At 34.8% G+C, this 23,679-nt stretch carries 19 protein-coding genes and 1 tRNA gene; 3 read left to right on the forward strand and 17 right to left on the reverse strand.

Annotated elements, in window-relative coordinates; translation table 11 throughout:
• Window positions 1-5: 5 nt before the first annotated feature.
• The 17 genes from Q0910_RS14095 to Q0910_RS14175 form a co-directional block, all read right to left on the reverse strand.
• Window positions 6-1,493, reverse strand: a complete 1,488-nt coding sequence (locus Q0910_RS14095; protein ID WP_062054284.1) for a restriction endonuclease — start codon at window positions 1,491-1,493, stop codon at window positions 6-8.
• A 118-nt stretch (window positions 1,494-1,611) separates the two neighbouring features.
• On the reverse strand, window positions 1,612-2,187 hold the full coding sequence (locus tag Q0910_RS14100; protein ID WP_299217804.1) for a hypothetical protein: 576 nt from the start codon (window positions 2,185-2,187) through the stop codon (window positions 1,612-1,614).
• Window positions 2,188-2,256: 69 nt separating this feature from the next.
• Complete coding sequence (locus Q0910_RS14105; protein ID WP_299217807.1) at window positions 2,257-5,592, reverse strand: hypothetical protein; 3,336 nt, start codon at window positions 5,590-5,592, stop codon at window positions 2,257-2,259.
• A 297-nt stretch (window positions 5,593-5,889) separates the two neighbouring features.
• The gene (locus tag Q0910_RS14110) at window positions 5,890-7,059 is read right to left on the reverse strand and encodes a hypothetical protein (protein WP_299217809.1); all 1,170 of its coding nucleotides are present in this window, start codon (window positions 7,057-7,059) and stop codon (window positions 5,890-5,892) included.
• Between the two features lie 143 nt (window positions 7,060-7,202).
• A complete protein-coding gene (locus Q0910_RS14115) occupies window positions 7,203-8,219 on the reverse strand; it encodes a phospholipase D-like domain-containing protein (protein WP_299217811.1) in 1,017 nt (338 codons plus the stop codon).
• Window positions 8,220-8,330: 111 nt separating this feature from the next.
• On the reverse strand, window positions 8,331-9,911 hold the full coding sequence (locus Q0910_RS14120; protein WP_299217812.1) for a type IV secretion system DNA-binding domain-containing protein: 1,581 nt from the start codon (window positions 9,909-9,911) through the stop codon (window positions 8,331-8,333).
• Entirely contained in the window at window positions 9,911-10,624 is a 714-nt protein-coding gene (locus tag Q0910_RS14125) for a DNA methyltransferase (protein ID WP_299217815.1), read from the reverse strand. Before Q0910_RS14125 ends, Q0910_RS14120 begins: the two co-directional genes overlap by 1 nt.
• Before the next feature lie 12 nt (window positions 10,625-10,636).
• Complete coding sequence (gene mobB, locus Q0910_RS14130) at window positions 10,637-11,668, reverse strand: MobB family relaxase (RefSeq protein WP_299217817.1); 1,032 nt, start codon at window positions 11,666-11,668, stop codon at window positions 10,637-10,639.
• Window positions 11,669-11,679: 11 nt separating this feature from the next.
• Entirely contained in the window at window positions 11,680-12,060 is a 381-nt protein-coding gene (locus Q0910_RS14135) for a BfmA/BtgA family mobilization protein (protein ID WP_299217820.1), read from the reverse strand.
• 429 nt (window positions 12,061-12,489) lie between these two features.
• Entirely contained in the window at window positions 12,490-12,687 is a 198-nt protein-coding gene (locus Q0910_RS14140) for a hypothetical protein (RefSeq protein WP_299217822.1), read from the reverse strand.
• Window positions 12,688-12,698: 11 nt separating this feature from the next.
• The gene (locus Q0910_RS14145) at window positions 12,699-13,148 is read right to left on the reverse strand and encodes a JAB domain-containing protein (RefSeq protein WP_299217824.1); all 450 of its coding nucleotides are present in this window, start codon (window positions 13,146-13,148) and stop codon (window positions 12,699-12,701) included.
• A 76-nt stretch (window positions 13,149-13,224) separates the two neighbouring features.
• On the reverse strand, window positions 13,225-13,569 hold the full coding sequence (gene ssb, locus Q0910_RS14150; protein WP_282041012.1) for a single-stranded DNA-binding protein: 345 nt from the start codon (window positions 13,567-13,569) through the stop codon (window positions 13,225-13,227).
• 699 nt (window positions 13,570-14,268) lie between these two features.
• On the reverse strand, window positions 14,269-15,603 hold the full coding sequence (locus Q0910_RS14155) for a serine hydrolase domain-containing protein (RefSeq protein ID WP_299217829.1): 1,335 nt from the start codon (window positions 15,601-15,603) through the stop codon (window positions 14,269-14,271).
• A 371-nt stretch (window positions 15,604-15,974) separates the two neighbouring features.
• Window positions 15,975-16,811, reverse strand: coding sequence for a DUF932 domain-containing protein (locus Q0910_RS14160; protein WP_299217832.1), 837 nt, complete (start codon window positions 16,809-16,811; stop codon window positions 15,975-15,977).
• A 17-nt stretch (window positions 16,812-16,828) separates the two neighbouring features.
• A complete protein-coding gene (locus tag Q0910_RS14165; RefSeq protein ID WP_299217833.1) occupies window positions 16,829-16,990 on the reverse strand; it encodes a hypothetical protein in 162 nt (53 codons plus the stop codon).
• A gap of 259 nt (window positions 16,991-17,249) precedes the next feature.
• Entirely contained in the window at window positions 17,250-19,037 is a 1,788-nt protein-coding gene (locus Q0910_RS14170) for a ParB/RepB/Spo0J family partition protein (RefSeq protein ID WP_299217836.1), read from the reverse strand.
• A 337-nt stretch (window positions 19,038-19,374) separates the two neighbouring features.
• A tRNA-Met gene (locus tag Q0910_RS14175) sits at window positions 19,375-19,447 on the reverse strand.
• A 390-nt stretch (window positions 19,448-19,837) separates the two neighbouring features.
• On the opposite strand from Q0910_RS14175, the gene leuC reads away from it, so the two are divergent.
• From leuC to Q0910_RS14190, 3 genes are all read left to right on the forward strand, one after another.
• Entirely contained in the window at window positions 19,838-21,247 is a 1,410-nt protein-coding gene (gene leuC, locus Q0910_RS14180; RefSeq protein ID WP_299217838.1) for a 3-isopropylmalate dehydratase large subunit, read from the forward strand.
• A gap of 108 nt (window positions 21,248-21,355) precedes the next feature.
• Window positions 21,356-21,952, forward strand: a complete 597-nt coding sequence (gene leuD / locus Q0910_RS14185; protein ID WP_299217840.1) for a 3-isopropylmalate dehydratase small subunit — start codon at window positions 21,356-21,358, stop codon at window positions 21,950-21,952.
• A gap of 161 nt (window positions 21,953-22,113) precedes the next feature.
• A complete protein-coding gene (locus Q0910_RS14190) occupies window positions 22,114-23,637 on the forward strand; it encodes an alpha-isopropylmalate synthase regulatory domain-containing protein (RefSeq protein ID WP_299217842.1) in 1,524 nt (507 codons plus the stop codon).
• Window positions 23,638-23,679: the final 42 nt, after the last annotated feature.

A 23,679-nucleotide genomic window follows, 5' to 3' on the forward strand; every position in this document is an offset into this window, starting at 1 on the left:
TGTAACTAATCTTCCCTATCCACAAATTTGACTTGGTCTTTAGATGTTAGAACGTTTGGAAACATTGGGATTAAATCTTGATTTTTAGACAGTCTCATCTCAATATCATCCCTATTCCACCAAGAAGTCCAAATTCCTTGAGATAGTAACGATTCGAGTTTTTCTGTAAGTGCTGCGGAAATTTGGGTATTTACGGCTAAGAAAAAGCCCTGTGAATTATGAGTTTCTACAGTATCTCGTATATCCAACACTTTCCCTTTTCCGATTGTAGATTTTCCCGATTTGCATTGTCCTACAACTTTAATCAACTTTCTTGGCGGTGTGGTATCGGACATATATTCATTTATTACATTCCACTCAATAATTAAATCTCTTCCTTTATCACCTTGATTAATGGGTGCTGGTCTTCTAACGCTTTTTACGTTTGGCTCACGTTCCAATAGTGCCTTAACTAATAATTCGAATTGGTCTGGACAAACTTCTTCTTTCCACAAAAATTGTGCTATTGGAAACAACAGCTCAGATTCTCTATTGTGTCGCTCTCTAATGAGCTCTCTTTCTTTTTTATATTCTTCAAATCCACATATTCTACCCAATGCAATAATATAATCTTCCATTACCGTAACGACCATATTTTCCATAGGAATCACGGGGTATCCTTTTAGTTTCCCTTCTTTATTGATAATATTGAAATATTCGTCCAGTTCAAATCTCGTATCATCGTGAACGAAGTTTTTTATGTTATCGCTTAGCACAAATGTACCATTCTGTCCTTTTAACTGTTCAGTTTTATCTGTACACAAATCTAATGTTGCGTAGAGAAACTTTGCGAGACTACTGGATTTAATCATCGTAACTTCCTCTTCTATGTCATAGAAATATACCCATTCTGGTCGTTCACGATCCCTATAATTATTTCGGCTAGATATACTATGCAAATGTGAAAATATGTCCTCAACATCTTCGAAAGAGTATTTATAGTTTGAGTTATCAATATTTCCAGCAGTCATACATTTATCACAAGGGCAACCTGCAAAATACCATAAGCTTTCTCGCCAAAATGCCACCATTTTTATTATTTCCTTGACAACCTCAAAGAGTTGTTTGGCAGTCGAAATTCCATGTAAAATTGGGGCTTGGACTGGTATCAAATATCTTCCCCATATTTCATCTGGAACAACAGGATGGCCAATATCAAATTGCTCACAGGAAATTCCCGACTTATAGAACCTTAAGAAAGCCGTAAACATCAAGCTTAGAATTACGTGAGCATCCGATCTATCGCCAGTGTAAAACACATCGTAAGTTCGTTGCAGAAAGTAGAATGATAAATTGTGGTTCTCATCAAGTTGAAGGAAAAGTGTGATTCCTGAAGACTGATCTGTATAAATCTTAAAGTTATTATCGTGCGATTCTTCTAAAGTAAGTGAATATTCATCACATTCCTTTTGAACAATTTTCTCTAAATCTATTATTTCTTCTTTGTTAACCAATTAATACTAGCAAATGCTTCTTTTTTTAATATTTATAGTTATTATCTATTGTTTCTGTAAATTTAAATGTTTTAATCTAGTTACTTCATATTTAAAAATGAGGTAGAGATTAAGCATTTTATTGTCCACTTCGCTTTCCAAAATTGGGTTCTAATTCATCCCAAACTTGTTGCTCTACCAGTTCTACTATAGCGTGCATTGTATTTGGGCTTTTTACGTTCTCAATAGTATAAGTTCTCAACTTTATATCATAATCAATACCATTGTCCCATTTACATAAATGTAAACTATATACTCTATTACCGCGTGTTCCAAAATGATTTTTTAATCTTGAGTAAATGCCCGTGGTAGAGCTTCCGACATATAGAAAAGATGAAAGTGACTTATTATATCTTGAAAGATTGACCCTATCCTTGTTCTTAACTTTCTTTTTGTTGCTTTCACTAAAATCCTCGAACAGACCAAGTAATTTAGGCAGTTTACTAATTTCTAATAACTCGATTGTGTAAATTAGAGGAAGGCTGCTTTTTTTAACCTTATGTACACTTTCATTCAGTATTTCTTTGGTCCTAAACTCTGAAGAATTGAAGACTACACTTTGATATTTTTTGAGTTTTATTTGCTTTAGATTGAGCTTAAGGGTGTCTAGAAATTCATCTGTTTTTTTAATTATTTCACTTTGGTTAATACTCATTTTAAATTCTTACTTTTTTCTGTATATCTTACTCTTCTCAATAAAAATTACTCAACCTTTATCCTTAAATTAATTATTTGAATCTACAAAGAACGTTTCAATAAAAGCCTTAATACTGATGTGCTCGTTATTCCAAATAGAGGCATTTACTCTAAAACGAATGTTTTGATCTTCTATGCTCACAGAAATTCCATTTTGGCCATTGTGAAGGTGGCTTTTTTTAATTTCAATTTCGCTAAAATCTGCAAAAACATTATCTATCTTATAACCTATATTGTGAATGACCTTGGTATTTTGTCTGAGATATTCCAAATCAGGTTCAAAACCATTTAGTGGCACTACAATTAGAGCATAATTTTCTTTCTGTTCTGTTGCTGTTTTTGCTTGCAAAGGGGTCATTGCAGCATAATCTTTTCCTGTTGCTTTTAATTCTACTAGCCAGTTATTAATTTTAAAAGCCTCTCGTTCGTTCTGTTGATTGATTAAATCTGACGATTCCTCTGTAAGAATATAATCACTACCAAATGGCTTTCTTTCAATATTTATATTGACACCTTCGGCTTTGAGTTGTGTTATGTATTCTTTAAACAAATCTTCTATGAGTTTACCAATAAACTGATTCCTGCTTATTAACTTCCTCTCACCGAGCCTTCTCTCATATTCTTTTCTAATACTTGGGTCGTTAAAAATTTCTTGGACAAGTTCCGGGTCGGCATCACTTGTAATCATATTTGTTATTGCTTTATCCCAGCTCAACCGAAGTTCGTCCGTAGGCAAAGTATTTCTAATTAAATCTGAAACACCAACACCTAATTTGTTCAAAAAAGTTTGTTGTCTGGCGCCACGAATTGTTTTTAGCAAGGCATCATTTTCCTTAAATAATTCTGAAAGATTTTTTGATGAAGGTGTTTCGCTTACAAACTTTGTTTCCGAGTCTTCACTTTCAGTTTTTATATTTATCCAATTTAATCGTTTGGCACGATATACCCATAAGCACTTTTTTAATTGTATAGCAGTTTCGACATCATCGATTTTAATTTCTTGGTAATCTTTATCAAAAAAAACATCTTTTTCTATGGCTTCATTAAGCAAAAACCTTAACCGTTCTAAACTTGATTTTTGAGTTGTATTTCGGGCATAAATATGCCCATCACTTGTTGTTAAGTATGCGAAATCTGAATAAGTGACTTGGAATTTATATTTAAGGTTTCCGTCACTATCTCTTAAACTATTCAAATCCTTTTCGCTTATCATCAAATCTTCTAGCAATTTGATGGTTGCATTTTCAGTTTTAATAATAATTGGGCTATAATGTATAAACCCACCTTCATTTAAAAAACTAAAGTCTTCACTACTTAAAAACTCAGTATAAATATCATTCATACAATCTTTGTCTCTCACTAAGCTTGCATAGATTGGAAATTCTTTTTCGAATAATTTTTTTGGACCTAAAAGTAAGTGTTCGGATTTAGGAAAATGGTCATAAATAAAATCCTCGTTATTATTATTTACGGCACCTCTTAGAACTTTTAAATCTTTAATTGATTCTTGATTTTCTTTAGAAATTAACCATTTCAAGAATTTTGCATTACATATTTGGTATGAACTGCTACTTATTTCAGATGGTGTAATTTGATTGAGCTTAGATTTTAACTCACTTACCGCCTCTTGAAGCGAAAAATTCTCAACGCCACTTAGATTAAATGTTTGAATGTTTTTTGAAAAGAGTTTGTCAGCAAAGTTTAATCCAACTAAATCGGATATAGCAATCAGAGTTTCATCATTGCATAAATCCCAACTAATACCTTCAGCTTTTCTTAAGTTATTCCTACGATTTAAAGCAATACATTTCTCTAGTGGAAAATGCCTTTTAATTTGCACAATTATAGAGTAAAAGTTGTTAAGCCATAACTGTCCTTCAATACTGATTAAAGAATTTAATGTTTCAATATCATTAGTTTGCTCAACAAAATCAATTAACTCATCAATACCCCATACAAAATCAAGTTTATCAATGTTTTCTATTTTGGGCTCAATAAATGAATAACTTTGGGCAACTTCAACCCAACTTTGCAACTCGTTAGCCAATGGCACCTTTAGCTTAAGTATTTTTGATAAAAGTTCCCATAAACCCTTAATATAATCGGTTTTATCAGTAAATGGAATTGTTAAATCATTAAGACTAGTAAAGCCTTCCTCAGAATTATTATACTTGATTACTTGTTTGGTGGCAAGTATCTGGAATGTGTTATTTTTTAAATTGACGAACCAGTCGTGGTCCATCCATTTTAGATCTTTAGAAAGTTTGAAATTAAAAACTTCGTGAATTCCAGAGATGTTTTTGGCTTTAAATAATTGTACGAATGCCAGTAAACTTTGCGATAAAGCCTTATTTATTATTTCCTTGTTAATTACCTCACTTCCACCTTCTGATACTTTCTTGAGATATATTCCGTCCCGCTCAACCCTAGGGTCAAAATGAGTTGAGTTAATAATAATCGGGATTCCAATTTCTTCAGTTCCTAGTAATGGAAAAGTATAATATAGTCGTGGATGGTTCTTTGTTAACGGCAGAATTGTTTCGGTTTCATTTTGATAGGTAGTAATAATACAAGCATCAAACCTGTGGTCATTTTGCACATAGGCCTTTAAACTTGTTTGCATTTTGCCATTATAAAGCGTATTTACCATCCATTCATTAATAGAGCCTATTTCGTGCTTATGCACCAATGACTTGCTAAAGGTCCTGGTAATACCATCCTCAATCACAGTTACTGATTCTAGTTGCTTATTGAATAGTTGAGTAATGGGAATAAGTTCATCTAAACATTTTAATCCTATACTCGCAGTCTTCTTTCCTTCTGTTCCTAGCTTATAAGTAAACTTAGTTTGAAATTCATCGTCACCTAAGTAGCTATTATTCCTAATTGAATTATCAAATTGTTTATTTGACTCTTGCTGCAGGAAATAAAAATGTTCATTATCTGTTGCATTACGGTTGAGCAGAAAATCAAAGCAACCTTGATTATTTACTAGTTTACCAGTAATTCTAACTTCTTTAGATAGAAGATAGGTAGTCATAAACCCTGTACCAAACCTTCCGGTCATACCTTCCTTATTATTTTTAGAACTACCTTGAATAATAAGGCTTAAAATATCATCTAATTCAAAAGGATTGCCGGTATGCAAAAATGATATTTCATTTTCCTCAATGCAGATTTTCACTTTTATGCTTTGGTCTGGGTTAACAGAGTCTTTCGCATTTTGAAGTAATTCCCAAAACCAACGTTTCTCGAAGTCTTCTCTTTCATTTTCTCTAGCTACAATATCTCTATATACACTATCAGCGTGTCTGATTTCTGCAATTTCCTGACGCCTCTTTTGTATTTGTTCTTTTTCAATCAAAGTGTTTATTTTTCCTTCAATATAAGAGCATTTTATTAGTTAAAATAATTTCAGTTTTCTTTACTGAAAATTTTTCACCAGTTTATACTTTCTCAATCTGAACGTATTGATTAAATATCGTTTTAACTTCTTGATAAATACTATTGAAACTAGCTTCTAAATCGGTATTTGAATAATTGCCTAGATTCAAGTGAAAATTCCTTTGAAATCTCCAAAGTAAGATGATTAAAATCAAGCAACTTCCAGTGTTTGGTTTCTTAGTAGCCCACAAGGTGCTTAGATGCCATATGCATTACTCTAGACTGTTCTTTTTAAATATTTATATGCTTTCTCTAATAATCTATTCCTTTGAGCCCAAGCATAGGCAGAGCCAGATTTCTTTTGAAATTCTGCTTTAGAGCTATATTTTTTCACTTCTTCAATGACTAATTCAAAATTCCATGATTTTCTTAAAGGTCTCATTCCGTCACAAATCTTTCCAAAAAAATCACTTTTTCTAGCCCATTCAAATGCGCTTCTATTTCCTTTTTGAAATTCCGTCATTGAATCGTATTGCTTTGCAATTTCTTTCACCTTTTGTAAATCCCATTTATTTACTCTTGATTTCATATGACCACATATTTCGTCAATCATATTATTTCTCAAACACCAGTCATATGCTGATGATGATTTCTCTCTAAAATCGGATTTATGACTATAATTTAATGCCTCTTTTTCAACCTTTTCTAAATCCCAATAATTGCGTACATATTTAAGATGTGAACCAAATTTTTCAAATCCTTTGGCTACTGCAGTTGAATAAGCACCGTGAGCTTTTTCTCTAAATTCCTTAATCGTTTTATACTTTAAGGCTTCTTTTTTTAGCGAGTTATCATCCCATTTTATATCATTCCCACCAAGACTACCAGCAGTAACAACATTTAAAATGCGCCAACCATTATTTCTATATTTTTCAATTAATTTCTTCTCTTCGTTCTGTGCTACTTCTGCTTCTAGCCATTTATTTAGTTTAATGAATTTTGCAGATGATTTCTTTAATTCTCGGAAAACTCTACCTCTTCGTCTATGTTCCATATCACGTTTGTGATAATCAAAAGTCAAACCGATATATGCTGAATTGTTTTCAAATTCATACACATATAATGCCCTCTTATACTTGTGTCCTTTTACACTCATGTGAGAGCAAACAGAATCCAATTTTTTATTTCTTAAAGCCCATTCATAAGCACTTACATTTTGTTTTTGAAATTCCGTTCTAGAGTTATATTTTCTTGCTTCACGTTGCACACTATCTAAAGACCAATACTTCCGAACATATACCATATGAGCGCAAATTTCATTCAAAACATTATTCCTTTGAGCCCATCTGTAAGATGGTTCATCATATTTAACAAAATCACCTCTAGTTTTATATTGTTTGGCTGTTTTTGTTACCTTTTCGTAATTGTATTTTGGTCTTCTACTCATGTAAAATCTAATTACCTATGACAGTTTTGTGTATGATTTCGTTGTGTGTTTGAGCAACTAATTTTGCAAATACACACTAAATAAAAAACCCACAAGGATTTTCGCAAGTAGGCGAGTTCTATCAATGAATTATACATAGTGTTCTACGACGTTTTTTCATCAATTATTTCTTCTAAAATTTCAGTTATTTTTTTCGTTAGAATTTGCTTTCTTCCATTATCAAGAGAATATTTTTCCATTCTTAAATTTCCTTTCAAGTCAATTGTGAAATGGTATTTCATTTCCGCTTTACCTGCTGGTTTTTTTGGTAATCCATTTAAACGCATTTTTGCGAATTTAGTATTAACTGTTGCTTTTGGGTTTTCGCCAAAATGGATTGTTGCTTCTGAACTTGTTTGATTATCGGCAGTTGTTCGTACAATGGCAGATGAAGAAACAGGAATCAAAGAGCCTTTTTCTACAATAATTTTATATCCATTATTTATTAGACTCGAACCAATAGAATGCTTTAATCTATATTTTTTAGTCAAGTCTAATGCAAACGCAGTTTTTTGAACTTCGATATTATCTGGTGCAATTTCAAAAGCAGATTCGACAATTTCTGGTCTATTTGTGACTTTTGCCTGAAAAACAATGTCATTTGCAAGATAATCTTTTGCTCTCAATACATTATTTTCGTCAACTTCAAAACGAGTAAGTTGTCTGATTTCAGTTACTTTTTCGGTTAAGGATTTTAGTCGCTCAAATTCATTTATAAATGATTCTATAGTATCTTTTTCTTCTTCTATTATTAGTACATTTTCTCTATTTTTATTCTCTGCATAATAAGTCCAATTATAAGAACCATTTATTAAAATTTGATTGTCGACAACACAGAATTTATTATGCATTGGATTATATCCATCAGAAAAATAAAATTCCCCACCTTTATCAATAAACTGCTGAAAATTGAGTCCTGTATTTCTGTTGTTTATAAAATCATTGTGGATTATTAATTCAACTCTGCATCCTTTCTCAATTTGTTGAATTAATTTATCAAAAAGTTCTTCGTTTGTAAACCAATAGACAGCAACAATTATTCTTTCAGATGCTTTGTCGAGAGCATTAATTATTTGTTGTCTTATATTATCGAAATGTACCTTTACCATTGGTTTTTTCAAATTAGGCGGAACAATTAGGCATAGTTACTATCTATACACCACTTATAGCAATAAAGATAAAAAATCTATTTTTCAGGATATAACAGATTTTTTTAAAAACTAGTTATTTACTTATTCAAAAATAGATTTGGCTTCTTCATAAACCCTTTCAAAATTCTCCTCTAAATCAGACTGGGAAAACTGCTTAGATTCCTTGAGCAACTCTCTTTGAATATTTGCCAATTTAAACTGTACCTTTTTATCCTTTCCATCAGCATAAGTAATAAACTCTCCTTGCTTCAACCTAAAAAAGACATCAGCTCTTATTTTCGGTATTTCTTTTTCTCCAGTCGTGATTCGGGTATCAAAATCAAGGTTATGCCCACGGCTAATACTTTTCGTTGGGTCTTTGATGATTTCAAAAAAACGTTCGTAATATTTAGCGGTATCTGGGTCGTTTACCTTTCCGAAAAATTGGTAAGAAAGATTACTCAATATTGCTTTACTCGCCTTATCACCATACATCATATCATTCTGTATTTTATCCTGCATCACATAAATAGTAGCTATATCATAGCTTCTCAAAGTTGCAGGAATTCGATGCATATTCAACAAACGAATTGTTGGTGCTTCTTCCATCAATAAAAATGAAGGCTTAGAATTTCGCACGCTCATTTGTTTGGTGATGGTGTGAATAATGGTGGCGATCACAGGCGAATACGATGTTTCATATTTTGGATTGTTTACTACGGAAATGATGGCAGGATTTTCTTCACTATTAATATTCAATGGCACTTCGTCTGCGGATAATGCCATAAAAATTCGCTGTGTACTAATGCGTTTTAGGGCATTGGACAAGGTGCTTTTAACACCAGCTGTCTGCCTATCTGAATCTTTACCACTAATAAAAGCATCTGCCATTGCTCTGGATGTGGTATTGGTTTCCAAAAATTGGATAAGGCTATCAGTGTCCAATAATTGATAAATGGCTATTAAATGAGGCAGTGTACAGTATTTAGGGTAATCCGTCTTCAGTTTCCAAATCAAAGCACCAATCAAACCTTCAGCAGCATCGTTAAAGAATTTGGTTGTGCCTGTAGTTCCTGATTCACGTTGTTCCAAAAGGTTTTCAATTAGTACCCTCGACACTTCGTTTACACTTTCCTCGTTCTCTAAGTAGCGTGGCGCAATAGGATTTACCCTATGAATGATTTTATCGAAGGAAACGACCTTAAACGGAATATTACCATCCTTAAACAAGGGATATGCCATTTCGGTCAGTTCAAAATCCTTGTAGTCGTGAATGATTCCGCAAAAATCCTCTTTCCGGAAATGGTTTAAGAAACCATAAACTACGCTTTCGGTTTTTCCGCTTCCAGCGGATCCGATGACGGATGCGCCACGTTTAATATTATCTAGTTTGAAGTTTCCTTTATTCGTAGAAAAACTGACCCGATATTTAGTATTTCCATTTTGTGCGTTTTCAGTTTTATGCAGAAAAACATACAGTCCTGTATTAATTAGCATAAGAGGACAAACCAAGTACAATAATATTGATACTAATTCATTTCCTTCAGAAATATACGATACGAGAAACGAAAGCATAGTGATATTTAATAAGAAAGCATACTTACTTACTCGAAACATCACATAGAAAACGATACTGGCTAAACCAATAATTAAAAGTACTATTTCAGGTTTTGTAGTTAGCATTAGAATAATTTTAATTGCTTCCTGTAATCGTCTAAACGCTTTTGAGCAGCTTTAACATAAACAGGATTGATGTCCATACCCACTAAATCGTATTTCATATTCCAGCATGCCATAGCAATACTACCGCTACCTATATGTGTATCGATAATCTTGTCACCTTTTTTAGCATAATTCATAAGTAACCATTCGTACAAGGCTTTGGGTTTTTCGGTAGGGTGAATTCTTATCTGCTTGTTTTTCATATTTTGTTGAAGCATACCATTCCACAACCAACGAAAACAACGTAAAGGTTTATTAAATGAAGTCCAAGCCAATTCCCCATCGGCATAATCCGTATTGTATTTTGCATCCGTTCTCTTATCCCAAAAAACCCAACCTTTCATTGGTGGTAATGAAAAATAATTTCCACCCCAGATGATTTGATTTTTCGAAATGCGAAATAACTCATCCCAGTAAGCTTGCTTTGGTATTTCTTTATCCCAGTCACTTATAGAGCTGTAATCACCCCGTTTAGCTAGACCACCTTTCCGATTTTGGGTGAAATTCATTTTATGAATGCCTATTCCGTATGGTGGGTCAACTATTGCCAAATCAAATTGCTTATCTCTGCAATCTTTCATATAAACCATACAATCCATTACTAGCAATTCTATTTTGGGTTCATAGATGCTTATAGTTTTCTTCGATATTGTTAATGGATTTTTGACTTTCATAACTATTTGTTTTTATATGCCTATAGAACTTGATTTTATGGCCACTTTTGCACCACGTCTTAATCGTTTGAAAACACGAAGTGCAATTTGCGCCTGAGTAACGGGAATACTTGGAACGATTGGCAATCCCGTTTTTGTCATCATTTTGAAAGCCAATGCTCTTTCATTTGCTGGTAATTTCATCAAGGCAGCAAAGTAGAGCTTGGGGTTTTTAACAAAATCTTTTCGTGCCTTATAGGTCTCGGCAAAGTTGCGTTTATAACCAAAAGTCTTGTCGAACGTCTTTTCCGCATTCTCAAAAAATTTATCTCTGTCAAAACCTCGCTTTATATTTTTGCCGTGCATTTCAACTTCTGAGGCTTTGTGTTTGCTTCCTGGGGAAAGGCTGACTGAATTGGAAGCATCCTTTCTGCTCACGATGATATGGATATGACTTTGGTTTCCATCTTTTTGCATTCCCTGGACTATCCGTTTTCCATTTTGTTGATGTGGTGCTTGACATTCCAGTTTGGCAATTTCTTTTCTCATTTTTTTGATATTCCCTTCAGCTCTTCCCGCTTGAACATTTCTAATTTCCGCTTTGATCTGCAATATTTTTGTGGCAAAGGGTTGGTTTTCTTTTATCTGAAAATCCGTTCCTTTAAAGGTGCGTTGGCGTTCAATTTTTGCGAAGTACTTAATGTCATCTATCGTAATAGGTCGCCCATTGATTTCCCGATTGAAGCTGGCAACATAATCCTTCATCAATTCACGAGTATAGTTTTTTAAATCTTGGCTATTGTTCTGAAGTTTGCGTAATTCATATTTTGAAGGATTGACTGTAATCGAATAAAACTTGGGTTCTTTCTTTTTTAACTTTGCGGTGTTTCCATCAATTTCCTTGACCACTTCTTCAGCGGAAATCTCATCTCCATATTGATTGAAAAAGTGTTCCATATCCTGTTGTTCCAAACCTTGATTTTCTTTCTCTAAATAACCCACGAAATCTGCTGAACTTTGTGAATAATTATTACCCAATTTTTGAGATGTGATTGTAATGTACATAGCTTAAAAAATTAGAGTTGATTACTTGTATTTTGCTTTTCGCGAAAGCGCACTTCTTTCTTTTCTTCGGCATATTTCTTTTCTACGATTAGCGGTTTTTTGGTTGGTTCTTCTGTTTCAAACAGCGATTGAATCATAGCCACCGTAGGTTTGGTTTGTGTCTTTTCTACATCACGCATGATGGCAATAACCGCATTGATTCTTTTTAAGAGTTTAGCTTCGATGGTTCTTCCTGTCGGACCTAATTTTTCTTTTGGCGAAATTTCATTGTAGAAGAAAAAATCGAGCATTGTAGCCATCGCTTCGGTGTGCGATTTGAAGTAAGTGCGTGAGAATGTTTGGAAACGTTTTGCAGTTTCTTTTTTAAATCTAATGCCAGTAAATGAGTCCATATTTCGCCGATTTGTCGCAAAATCTTCCCTAAAAATGGGCGTTTACAGCCCTTTTGTCGCAAATTGCTGATTGTCAAGAAATTAATATAAATTCAAATTGCTGATAATCAGCAATTTGAAAACGAAAAGGAATCCGAAACATCGCGCAGCGTGTTACCCTCTTGCTATTCCTTTTCGTCCCGCTCGCGGGACAAAAATCCATACAATCCGGCTAAAAAGCCGATTGCCATTTTCAAGGAAAATAATTTTCCGATATGTTATTTTTCGATGTGCAAGGATATCGGCGAAAGTCGAAAAGTGGATAACCCTACTTAAAATTGAATGCTGAATTTCAGCGAAATAAAGATACGTTTTTTTATTGACTTGATATGAATTGTATACAAAAATACCCCTGAAAATTCAGAGGTGTCAATTCAATATTTCAAAAAATCAAGGATTAAATATGAAGGTATAGGAATATAGATTCTGCATTGCTTCTTCTTCAATCATAGTTTCAAAACAGGTATAATTTTCTTTTACGTATTTGCGAATACTATCGCCAAATTTTCGTTCCACGTCTTTTTTAGAATTTTCTAAAAGTCGGTTTTGAGCTTCTTCGCTCAGGTCTGTAAAATTGAGATATACCATAGCTATTTGCTTTACAAAATTCCGTTATCAGAAAAACTATAGTAATCCCCATCGGGTGCAAAAATCAAATGGTCTAACAATCTGATGTCAAAAATAGATGCAGCTTTTTTGATTTTGTTTGTCAATTTTATATCTGCTTCACTTGGTTGTAACTTACCACTCGGATGATTATGTGCTAATATCAAACCTACTGAAAGTGACTTTAAAACAGTTGCAAATAGAATACGCATATCCACTAAAGTTCCTGCAATTCCACCTTGTGAAATTTGGCAAATACCTTTCACTTTATTGCTGTTATTCAAGAGTACAATTTTAAACGTCTCTTGTAATTCCATTGTACGTTTATCCCAGTTTTGAAAAAGGACTTCTGCAGCTTGTGCAGAGGATGAAACCTGAACCCAATCTTTGGATTTAACACCACCTTCATAACTTATTTTTATTTCGTTAACTTGTGCTTTCATTGTGCATATGATTAATGTGTGAATGAAAAAAAAGAGGGCGCATCTTTCGACCGTTACGCCCTCTTTCATTTTAGGTTTACTTATCGCTTTTACTTCCTAACAATAAGATTTCATCGGCTACTACTTCCGTAACATAGCGTTGTTCATTATCATCGGTTGTGTAGCTTCGGGTTTTTAGTTTACCCGATATTCCAACTTCTTTTCCCTTAGCAACATACTTCTCTACAATTTCGGCAGTCTTGCCCCAGGCTACAATTGTATGCCAATTCGTATCTGTTTGCTTTTCACCTTTGCTGTCTTTGTAATACTCATTTGTGGCTAATGAAAAACGGGCTACTTTCTTTCCGCTTTCAAGGTTCGTAATGGTTGGTTCTTGTCCAACGTTTCCAATTAACTGTACGTGATTTTTAATAGTACTCATAATAAAATATTTAAGTGATTTATATTTCCCCTATTGATTTAAAACAGATTAAATTTTAAGGGGTGTTTGTTCTTTTCTTTCGTGCACCGCACAATGGATAGAGTGGGTTTTGTCAAGACTTTTAGGGAATAAATCAGGTGTGTTTGCGACGTAGTAAAATCCTTGGATTTTCAAGGAAGTAGAAACCTTATTTTTCACTAAAACTCGTATAGTCTTGACAAGTTCCATAAGGGCATTAGCAATTCTTTTAAACGCAGTTGTGTTTGAGCGTACCGATAGTTAAGCGAAATAAGTAGCTGTGGTTAAATTAGAATTGGTTATGTCGTGCCTGTTTTTCGACGACCCGAAAAACAACAAAGGCTTTATCCATTATAAACCCCTTAAAATCTGCAAGACAGCGGTTCGGTTTTTAAGGATTTTCGAGTGAGGGCTCAAGAAGACCGCGCCGAAAATCCTGTTAAGAAAACCGAAGTGATGGCTTTCCGATGAAAAAGCGGACTTGATTCATAATTTTGGCTCAGGAATGAAGTGTTCCTTTCCAGCATAGCGGAAAGGGTTAACGGAATGGAAAGCTAAAATTGGGGATTGTGTCCAAGACTGTTTTAGTGAAGCTCTTTTCCCGAAGTGTAGAACAGCGGAATGCAGGGGAATGGGCTGACTCACAAAATCTATCGGCTAAGATTGGTTGATGTTTTGCGGTTAGTTTTGTTTTATGTACTCCAAGTTCTGTCCGTGTTCGTGAAGAATTAACTTTCCATTATTAAAATCAAATCTTGTATTGAAATTGTCCAAAAAATACTGATTTTCATTTTCAGGAAGCAATCTCATATCAGGTGAATTTGGTAAAGCCAAAAATAAGTTGTCATCAACTAATTTGATTTCAAGTCGGTTTTTTCCGCTTTTGTATTGTCCAACGTGTTTTTGCATTTTGCTGACCTCTATTTTGTTGTCATTCCTGATTGTCCATTTATCATAGGGCATTCCCAAAACTATTGAAGTTATTCCCATACCAATAGACCAGACGTTTTGTTCATACGTGCCATAATTATTCAACAGAATAATGATTAGTTCATCATTCGGATAGTAAATTAGCTCGGACATAAAGCCTGGATAACCTCCAGAATGCTTTATGTACTTTTTGTCAAAATATTTGCTAATTTCCCATCCATATCCATAATTTCTAATTTTTGGTTTAAACGCCAATTCCCAAGTTTTTGGATTTAAAAATTGCTTATTTGAAACTACTTTTGCCCACTGCGATAAATCACTTGTTGTGCTATAAATAGAGCCAGCAGAATATGCAAAAGTCGAGTCATAGTGTTTATAAGGTATTGCTTCATTTTTATTCCAAAACTGATAACCTTGAGCCTTTTCATTTTTTGGCAATCCGTTAAAGTCAAAACCAGAGTTTGACATTTTAAATGGTTCGAATAGATATTCTCTGACAATAGTCTCATACAGTTTACCGGTTACTTTCTCAATTATGAGACCAAGAAGGAAATATCCCGAATTATTGTAACTGTAGTATTTGCCTGGTCTAAAATCCAATGGTTTGTCTTTAAAATAATTTACGACAAAATCTTTAGAAATAGGATTGTTTACCAATGTTGAGTCTTCAATCCCAACATCGGCTGTATAATTGTATATTCCACTTGAATGCGTAATCAAATGATGTATTGAAATTTTTGAGCCATTCGGATATTCTGGAAAATATTTATTCAGTTTATCTTTTACCGACAGTTTCTTTTCGTCCTGTAATTTTAGAATGATGGACGCCGTAATGGTTTTGGTAATTGAAAGAATCGGAAATTTTGTTTCAGTAGTATTTGGTATCTTTTCCTCGATTTGACTGTAGCCGTAGCCTTTGTTCAATAGAGGTTCATTTTTGTGATAGACCAATGCAACACCATTAAACTTGTAAGCCTTATGAGCTGAATTCAGATATTCATCTATTTCGTTTGTTATCGATTTGGCGTTTTGTGCATTCAAATTGAAAGCACATAGTAGCATTGAAAAAATTATGATTAATCTCATATTTTGATGTTCACTTAGCTATTTTTTAATTTGAATAACAATTTTTATACCATAACAAAAATAAGGTTATCCTATTGTTTTACTTGGAACTATAGATTTTTCTTTTTAGTTGAATTTAAGGCGGACTTAATTCACAATTTTGGCTCTGGAATGCAGTGTTCCTTCGCAGTCCCGATAGCTATCGGGACGGAAAGGGTTAACGGAATGGAAAGCTGAAATTGGGGATTGTGTCCAAGACCTTTGTAGTGAAGCTCTTTTACCTGAATGCAGCTTTTCGCGAAATGAAGGGGAATGTGCTGAGTGGGATTGGAAGTAAATGCTTATCATATATTTAGTCATCCAGTTTAAGGTACTGGATAAACCTATCAGCATTAAGCCATCTCATAAACTTCATCGAATAGCTTTTTATCTAATCGTTCTTGTTGACCGAAGCTTTTCTTCAATACGTTATGAAGTACAGAATTGAATGCATTGTAGCCCAGCCAAAGATTAGGCTCTTCATTGAGCAACAAAGCTTCGTAGTTCAATATCTCGATGACTTCACGAGACTTTTTTGAAGGGTCGCTATTTTTGTCGCTACATTCGTATCTAAAGAGTTTTGTTTTGTCAAGAATGGCTTTAACAAATTCTTGTATGTCGATGATTTTAAATTCCTTCATCTTATCGAACTTCTTGGTAATAGTATAAAACTCATTGTCCAGAAACTTGTCGAACAGATTGATCAGCTTTGGCATTATAAGGTCTGTATTGTTCTTACTGTGCTTGATGGAAAACTCAATTTCTGCCTGAGAAACGTGCAGGCCATTTGAACATACTTTTCTATAAAACCCGAAATGGCCAGAGGTCTTTTCGCTACCATCATAGGAATTCTTGAACCGAAGCATCGGTAATATCAAGTCCTTGTCGTTCTTGACTGTAAACTGGCTTTTGTCATCGATGATAAAATCGGTAATGAACGACCTGTCATTCTTGTTGATGGTGCGCTTGTGAAAGTTCAACTGGGCATCGGTTAGCATTTCCTCAGCTTTTCTGAAGAACAATTGATTCGGTATGTGGCCATAACTGTTAGATACCACGTTAACGATTTTGCCATTTGAAATTATGACGTTTTCGAGCCCTCGTCGGGATTCCATCTGTGTCAAAGTTTTTAAGGATTTCATTTCTGATGGAACGAAGATTTCATCCTGTTGCAAATTTTGTAAATACATAGCTTTTGAATTTAAGATTAAACATTTTTTAATAACACCGCATAATAGATTGGATGCTTTTCTCTGTAATAAGCCAAGTGGCTTTCCGCACCTTCGATGTTATAATTTTCTTTACTCGATTGATAATGTATTTCAGCCTCTTGTGGCGAAATTTTAGATTTTTCAGATACTCGTTTCATAATGATATATTTTGATTAAACAATATTTGAGCAGTACCCAAACGGAAGCTAAAATCTCAGCTCAAAAGGAAACGGAATAAATAAGCGTAGGGTGTAGCGATGGCTTTATGCCGTAGTCTTTTGATGGGTGTATTTTACGAGTTTATCTTTGCGCTAACTATTGATTGATAACCCTTCCTTGTAAATACATATTTTTGGTACTATCATAAAAAAGAAGAAGGGCCAGCACGAATGCCGACCCTTCTTCAAACAACAAAAGCTAATCGTTTAGTTCCTGAATTTTCTTTTCAAGAACTGTGATGCGCTCTTTCAAACGTGCTTCACGCTTGTCTCGTTTTTCGGTATATTCCTTCTCAATACCGGCAATCTTGGATTTATAATACCCTTGCATTGCATTGTAGAATGAAATGTTTGTCAGGTTATTTACGTGATTGCTTTCGCCAAAATGCACTTGCTTTGTAAGCATATAGCGTATCAGCTTGTGAAAGATTTCCTTTTTGAATTTCTTCTTGAAATTCTCGACCATTTCAACTTCGGTCATCTTGGACGTTTCGCTTAAGAACTTTGAAAAATACTTTTGTTGGCTCATATAGTCCACATTATTTTCAAAGAGCGATATCGAGAATGCCACCATTTCGTCTGTTGAGAGTGTCTTCTTCGTATTGATGTATTTGGTCTCACGAATCATTTGAACCACTTCTTCAAATTGCTTGTTGTTCTCTATTTGCTTCTTGCGGATTTCCCTTTCATTGATTTTAATGATTTGTTCTTCAGGTGTGCAATCTGCCATTTTTCTGTTGGCCAATGGTGCTGAATACTCACTCGATTTATCTTTTGATTTCTCGCTTACCTTGACAAAAACTTCCTTGTTTTGGTAAGTCTCAGGATGAAAAACGATACCATTTACAAATCCTTTTTCCTTTGCAGTAATAAACTGTTCCAGTTCTTCATTGAAGCTCTGTATCGCTTCTTCCAATTCTGCCTTGAGTTCGTCCTCAGAATAATCGTAATGTTGATATTCTATTTTGATGGCTTCTATTGTAGGCTTAATTGGATTTTCAATGATTTCAACATCATCCAGCAGATAGACCTTCAAGCCACTTTTTTCCAACTGTGAAATAACCAGCTGATTGTTTTCGTCATCTGCCCAATACCGTCGTATTTCAGGAATTAGTAGGATGTATTGCTTCTTAGCCTTTTCAATCAAGTTCAAGAACGATTTACTTTTCTTAGTTTCAAAACAAGCAGATTTTGTACAGACCATTTTACCCTCGCCAAACAGATTACCTTGATTGGCCGCATTAAATGGACATTCAATACAAGAGCCTGCTTTCGGCACTAATTTCTTATCAGCTACATCGAAAGATGCTTTTTCCAAGTCATAGGACTGGTCCTTAATCATCCTGTTGATTTGATGCGCATTAAAATCTTCGCCCATCGTTTCCAACATCATCTGCTGTTCTTCTGGTGCAAACAATGCAACACCTACACCTAAGGAAATGGTCAATTCGCCATTGCGAACAAAGTGTTTGAAACCCTCTATTAAACCTGCCAATTTTAGGCGCTGTCTGATAAAGTTGTCCGTTCTGCCCAATCGCTTTGCAATTTCTATTGGCGCATACTTCTCGCTTAGGTAAGCAATCGCTTCAGCTTCCTCGGTAGGTTCTACATCCTGTCTTTGCAGGTTCTCGATGATTTGAACTTCAAGGACATCATTGTTCTCATAAGTCCTCACAATACTGGGTATGGTCTTTTTTCCTGCCAGCTTGCTTGCACGATATCGGCGTTCGCCCATCACGATGACATAATGGCCATTTAGATGCCTTACCGTGATTGGCTGCAATACACCGTGCTCTTCGATACTCTCAGAAAGTTGCTGTAATGCATCTTTGTTGAAAGTCTTTCTTGGTTGTTCTATGTCAGGCTTGATGTTGCCCAGTGGTAAGTTCTGAATTTGAAGTACGGATGATTTCTTTCCGTTTACTTCCTTCTTGGCAGTAGATTTCTCTCTACTGCGCTTCTTTGTGGTACTCGCTTTTGTTGTCATAATACTCAAATTTTTGATTAAACAATATTTGAGTAGAAACCAAACGGAAGATAAAATCTTGGCTCAAAAGGAAACGGAATAAATGAGTAGTGGAAGAAGCGTTGGCTTTATGCCGTAGTCTTTTGATGGAAGTATTTTACGAGTTTAACTTGCGGATATATTGTATGATAATAAACTCCCTCTAATGTAAAATGAAGATTTATAGAATTTAAAACCAAATAATAATATTTACCACCAGTGTTTATTAAGTTTTGAAAAATACGTTATTCTGTACCTATTCTGTACCCATTGCAAAAAAGAAAGGCTTTCGATTTCTCGAAAGCCTTGTCTTTGCTAGTAGCGGGAACTGGACTCGAACCAGTGACCTTCGGGTTATGAGCCCGACGAGCTGCCTACTGCTCTATCCCGCGATATATAATTTAGTAATTTAATTGTCTTCTAAACTTCGAGTTATGAGCTCGACAAATTACTTATTATCCCTTGCGGACGGCAAATATACAACCTTTTTTAGCTTTACAAAGCATATTTAACAAAAACTAACATTTTTTTTAAACCTACTATTCTTACCGTCTGATTTTAAATTATATACTGAAATAAAAATAATAGAATTTACTAAAATCAATATCTTTTTTATCAAATTATCTAAAATTACTGCTAATATTGAGATATACTTAAAACTACTCCTCACTTGGTGGTTTTATTAGCTGATATCTTCCGTAACTCGTAAATTTACCTCCTTTTTAACATTTTAATAATAAGATGCTAAACGCATCTGCAGTATTGTAGTAAAGATCGTAAAAATGAGTAAGACATTATTTGACAAAGTGTGGGATTCACATGTAGTACGTAATATAGAAAATGGCCCCGATGTATTTTTTATTGATCGCCATTTTATACATGAAGTGACAAGTCCTGTAGCTTTTTTAGGAATAAAAAGCAGAGGAAACACCGTTCTGTATCCGGAACGTACGTTTGCTACTGCAGATCATAATACTCCAACTATAAATCAACATTTACCTGTAGAAGATCCTTTATCAGCAAATCAACTAAAAGCGCTAGAAGAAAATGCTGCCGCTTGGGGAATTTCTCATTGGGGATTAGGACATCAAAAAAATGGTATCGTCCATGTAGTTGGACCAGAAAATGGCATTACGTTGCCTGGAGCAACTATTGTATGCGGTGATTCACACACCTCTACGCACGGAGCCTTTGGTGCTATTGCCTTTGGTATTGGAACGTCTGAAGTAGAAATGGTATTATCTACACAATGTATTATGCAACCTAAACCAAAGAAAATGCGAATCAATGTGAATGGAGAGCTTGGTTTTGGAGTAACACCAAAAGACGTTGCATTGTATATTATTTCTCAGCTATCAACTTCTGGTGCTACCGGTTATTTTGTAGAGTACGCTGGCGACGTGTTTAGAAATATGACGATGGAAGGTCGTATGACCGTTTGTAACCTTAGTATAGAAATGGGTGCAAGAGGAGGCATGATCGCACCAGATGAAAAAACTTTTGAATACATTAAAGGAAGACCCCTAACACCAAAAGGAGAAGCTTGGGATACTGCCATGGAATATTGGCAAACCTTAAAAACGGATGAAGATGCTGTTTTTGATAAAGAACTTACTTTTAATGGTGCTGATATTGAACCGATGATTACCTATGGAACCAATCCTGGAATGGGAATTGGTATTACGAATCATATTCCTGATGCATCTAATGTAGAAGGTGGTGTTGCTACTTATAAAAAATCCTTAGGATATATGGATTTTAATGAAGGAGATGCAATGATTGGTAAACCCGTAGATTATGTATTCTTAGGAAGTTGTACGAATGGTAGAATTGAAGATTTTAGAGCCTTTGCTTCTATTATCAAAGGAAAAAAGAAAGCAGAAAACATTACTGCTTGGCTAGTTCCTGGATCTCATGAAGTAGAAGAACTGATCAAAGAAGAAGGAATTTTAGACATCATCACTGAAGCAGGCTTTACGCTTAGAGAACCTGGATGTTCTGCCTGTCTGGCAATGAACGCTGATAAAATCCCTGCAGGAAAGCTAGCGGTAAGTACCTCCAATAGAAATTTTGAAGGAAGACAAGGACCTGGATCCAGAACTTTACTAGCTAGTCCTCTCGTTGCCGCTGCAACTGCAGTTACAGGAGTTGTAACTGATCCTAGAACGCTTTTAGAAGAAATTACAAACTAGAAATAAATTGATTGCATATACATACAATCCTTTCTCCCCAAGGGAGAAATAAGAATGAAGGAATCGAAAGAAATATGCAATTAATTTTCTTAAACAAAACATTATAAAATGGCATACGATAAATTCAACATAATAACTTCTACAGCAGTACCATTACCTATAGAGAATGTAGACACTGATCAGATTATTCCTGCGCGTTTTCTAAAAGCAACAGAACGTAAAGGATTTGGAGATAACCTTTTTAGAGACTGGAGATATCATAATGATAATACTCCAAAAGAAGATTTTGTATTAAACAATCCAACCTATAGTGGTAAAATCCTTGTAGGAGGTAAAAATTTTGGATCAGGATCTTCTCGCGAACATGCTGCTTGGGCAGTATATGATTATGGATTCAGATGTGTAGTTTCTAGTTTCTTTGCAGATATTTTCAGAGGTAATTGCCTTAATATTGGCGTCTTACCTGTTCAAGTAAGTCCAGAGTTTTTGGAAAAAATATTCAAAGCTATTAAGACAAATCCTGATACAGAAATCGAAGTAAACTTACCTCAGCAAACGATTACGATCAAAGCTTCTGGTGAATCAGAATCCTTTGATATTAATAGTTATAAAAAAGAGAATATGCTGAACGGATATGATGATATCGATTATCTGACCAAAATGAAATCAGAAATTCAGGAATTTGCAACTACGCGTCCTTTCTAAACAAATCATTTGGGCGTTCGAGCGGGCTATTCGTTATATCTTTTCTGACTTCCTTCGACAAGCTCAGGATGACAGAAAAGGATGCCACTGCTATCCCTAACACATAAAACAATAAAGCTAGCCCTGAGCGAAGTCGAAGGGCTAACGCAAAAACAAATCGCATGAGCAAACGATCAATAGAAATCATGGATACTACACTCCGAGATGGTGAGCAAACCTCTGGGATATCCTTTTCTGCTTCAGAAAAACTGACGATCGCACGTCTTCTTATTGAAGAATTGAATGTAGACCGTATTGAAGTAGCATCTGCTCGAGTATCCGAAGGTGAGTTTGAAGCGGTTAAAAACATTATTGATTGGGCAAAAGAAAATGGATATATTGATCAAGTAGAAATACTAACCTTTGTAGATGGTGGTAAATCTTTACAATGGATGAAAGATACCGGAGCTAAAGTCCAGAATCTTCTCACTAAGGGATCTTTAAATCATCTTACATATCAGTTAAAAAAAACTCCCGAACAGCATTTTGAAGACATTGCAGCGACTTTTAAACAAGCAGCTCAAGAAGGAATCATCACCAATGTGTATTTAGAAGATTGGAGTAATGGTATGCGCAACTCTCCTGAATATGTATATCAGTTTCTTGATTTTCTGACTACACAACCTATAAGAAGAGTTTTGCTGCCTGATACCTTAGGCGTTCTTATTCCTTCTGAGGCATATACATACTTATCCACTTTACGAAATAAATATCCAAATTTACATTTCGACTTTCATGCGCATAATGATTATGATCTTGGGGTTGCCAATGCTATCGAAGGAGTTAAAGCTGGAGTCAATGGACTACACCTCACTATGAACGGAATGGGAGAACGGGCAGGAAATGCTCCTCTGGCAAGTGTAGTTGCTGTCATCAATGATTACCTTCCAGAAATTAGTATCAATGTAAAGGAATCAGCACTATATAAGGTAAGTAAGCTGGTAGAAACCTTTTCTGGATTTAAAATCCCTGCTAATAAACCTGTAGTAGGTGATAATGTATTTACGCAGACTGCTGGAATCCACGCAGATGGTGACAACAAACACAATCTATATTTTAATGACCTGATGCCGGAACGTTTTGGGCGAAAACGAAAGTATGCTTTAGGAAAAACTTCTGGTAAAGCTAATATCGAAAAAAACCTTCAGGAATTAGGGTTAAAACTAAGCCCTGAAGACATCAAGAAAGTGACCCAAAAGATCATTAAACTCGGTGATAAAAAAGAAGTAGTAACTCAGGAAGATTTACCGTATATCATATCGGATGTATTGGATAGCAAATTGTATAAAGACAAGGTGAAAATCAAATCCTACGCCTTAAATCATGCAAAAGGTTTAAAACCTTCTGCTACATTGGCTATTAAAATGGATGATGAGGTGATTGAACAACATGCACAGGGCGATGGACAATATGATGCATTTATGAATGCTCTTAGAAAAGTATATAAACAAAAAGACAAGACACTTCCAAAACTTATTGACTATGCAGTTCGTATTCCTCCGGGAAGTAATTCGGATGCACTTTGCGAAACGGTGATCACCTGGAAAACTGAAGTAAAGGAATTTGTAACCAGAGGATTAGATTCCGATCAAACGGTTTCTGCAATTAAGGCAACAGAAAAAATGCTAAATATTATTGAATTATAATATTAAAAACACCTCTGTCATCTCGAGCGGAGTCGAGAGATA

Source organism: uncultured Aquimarina sp. (assembly GCF_947495315.1).
GTDB lineage: Bacteria > Bacteroidota > Bacteroidia > Flavobacteriales > Flavobacteriaceae > Aquimarina.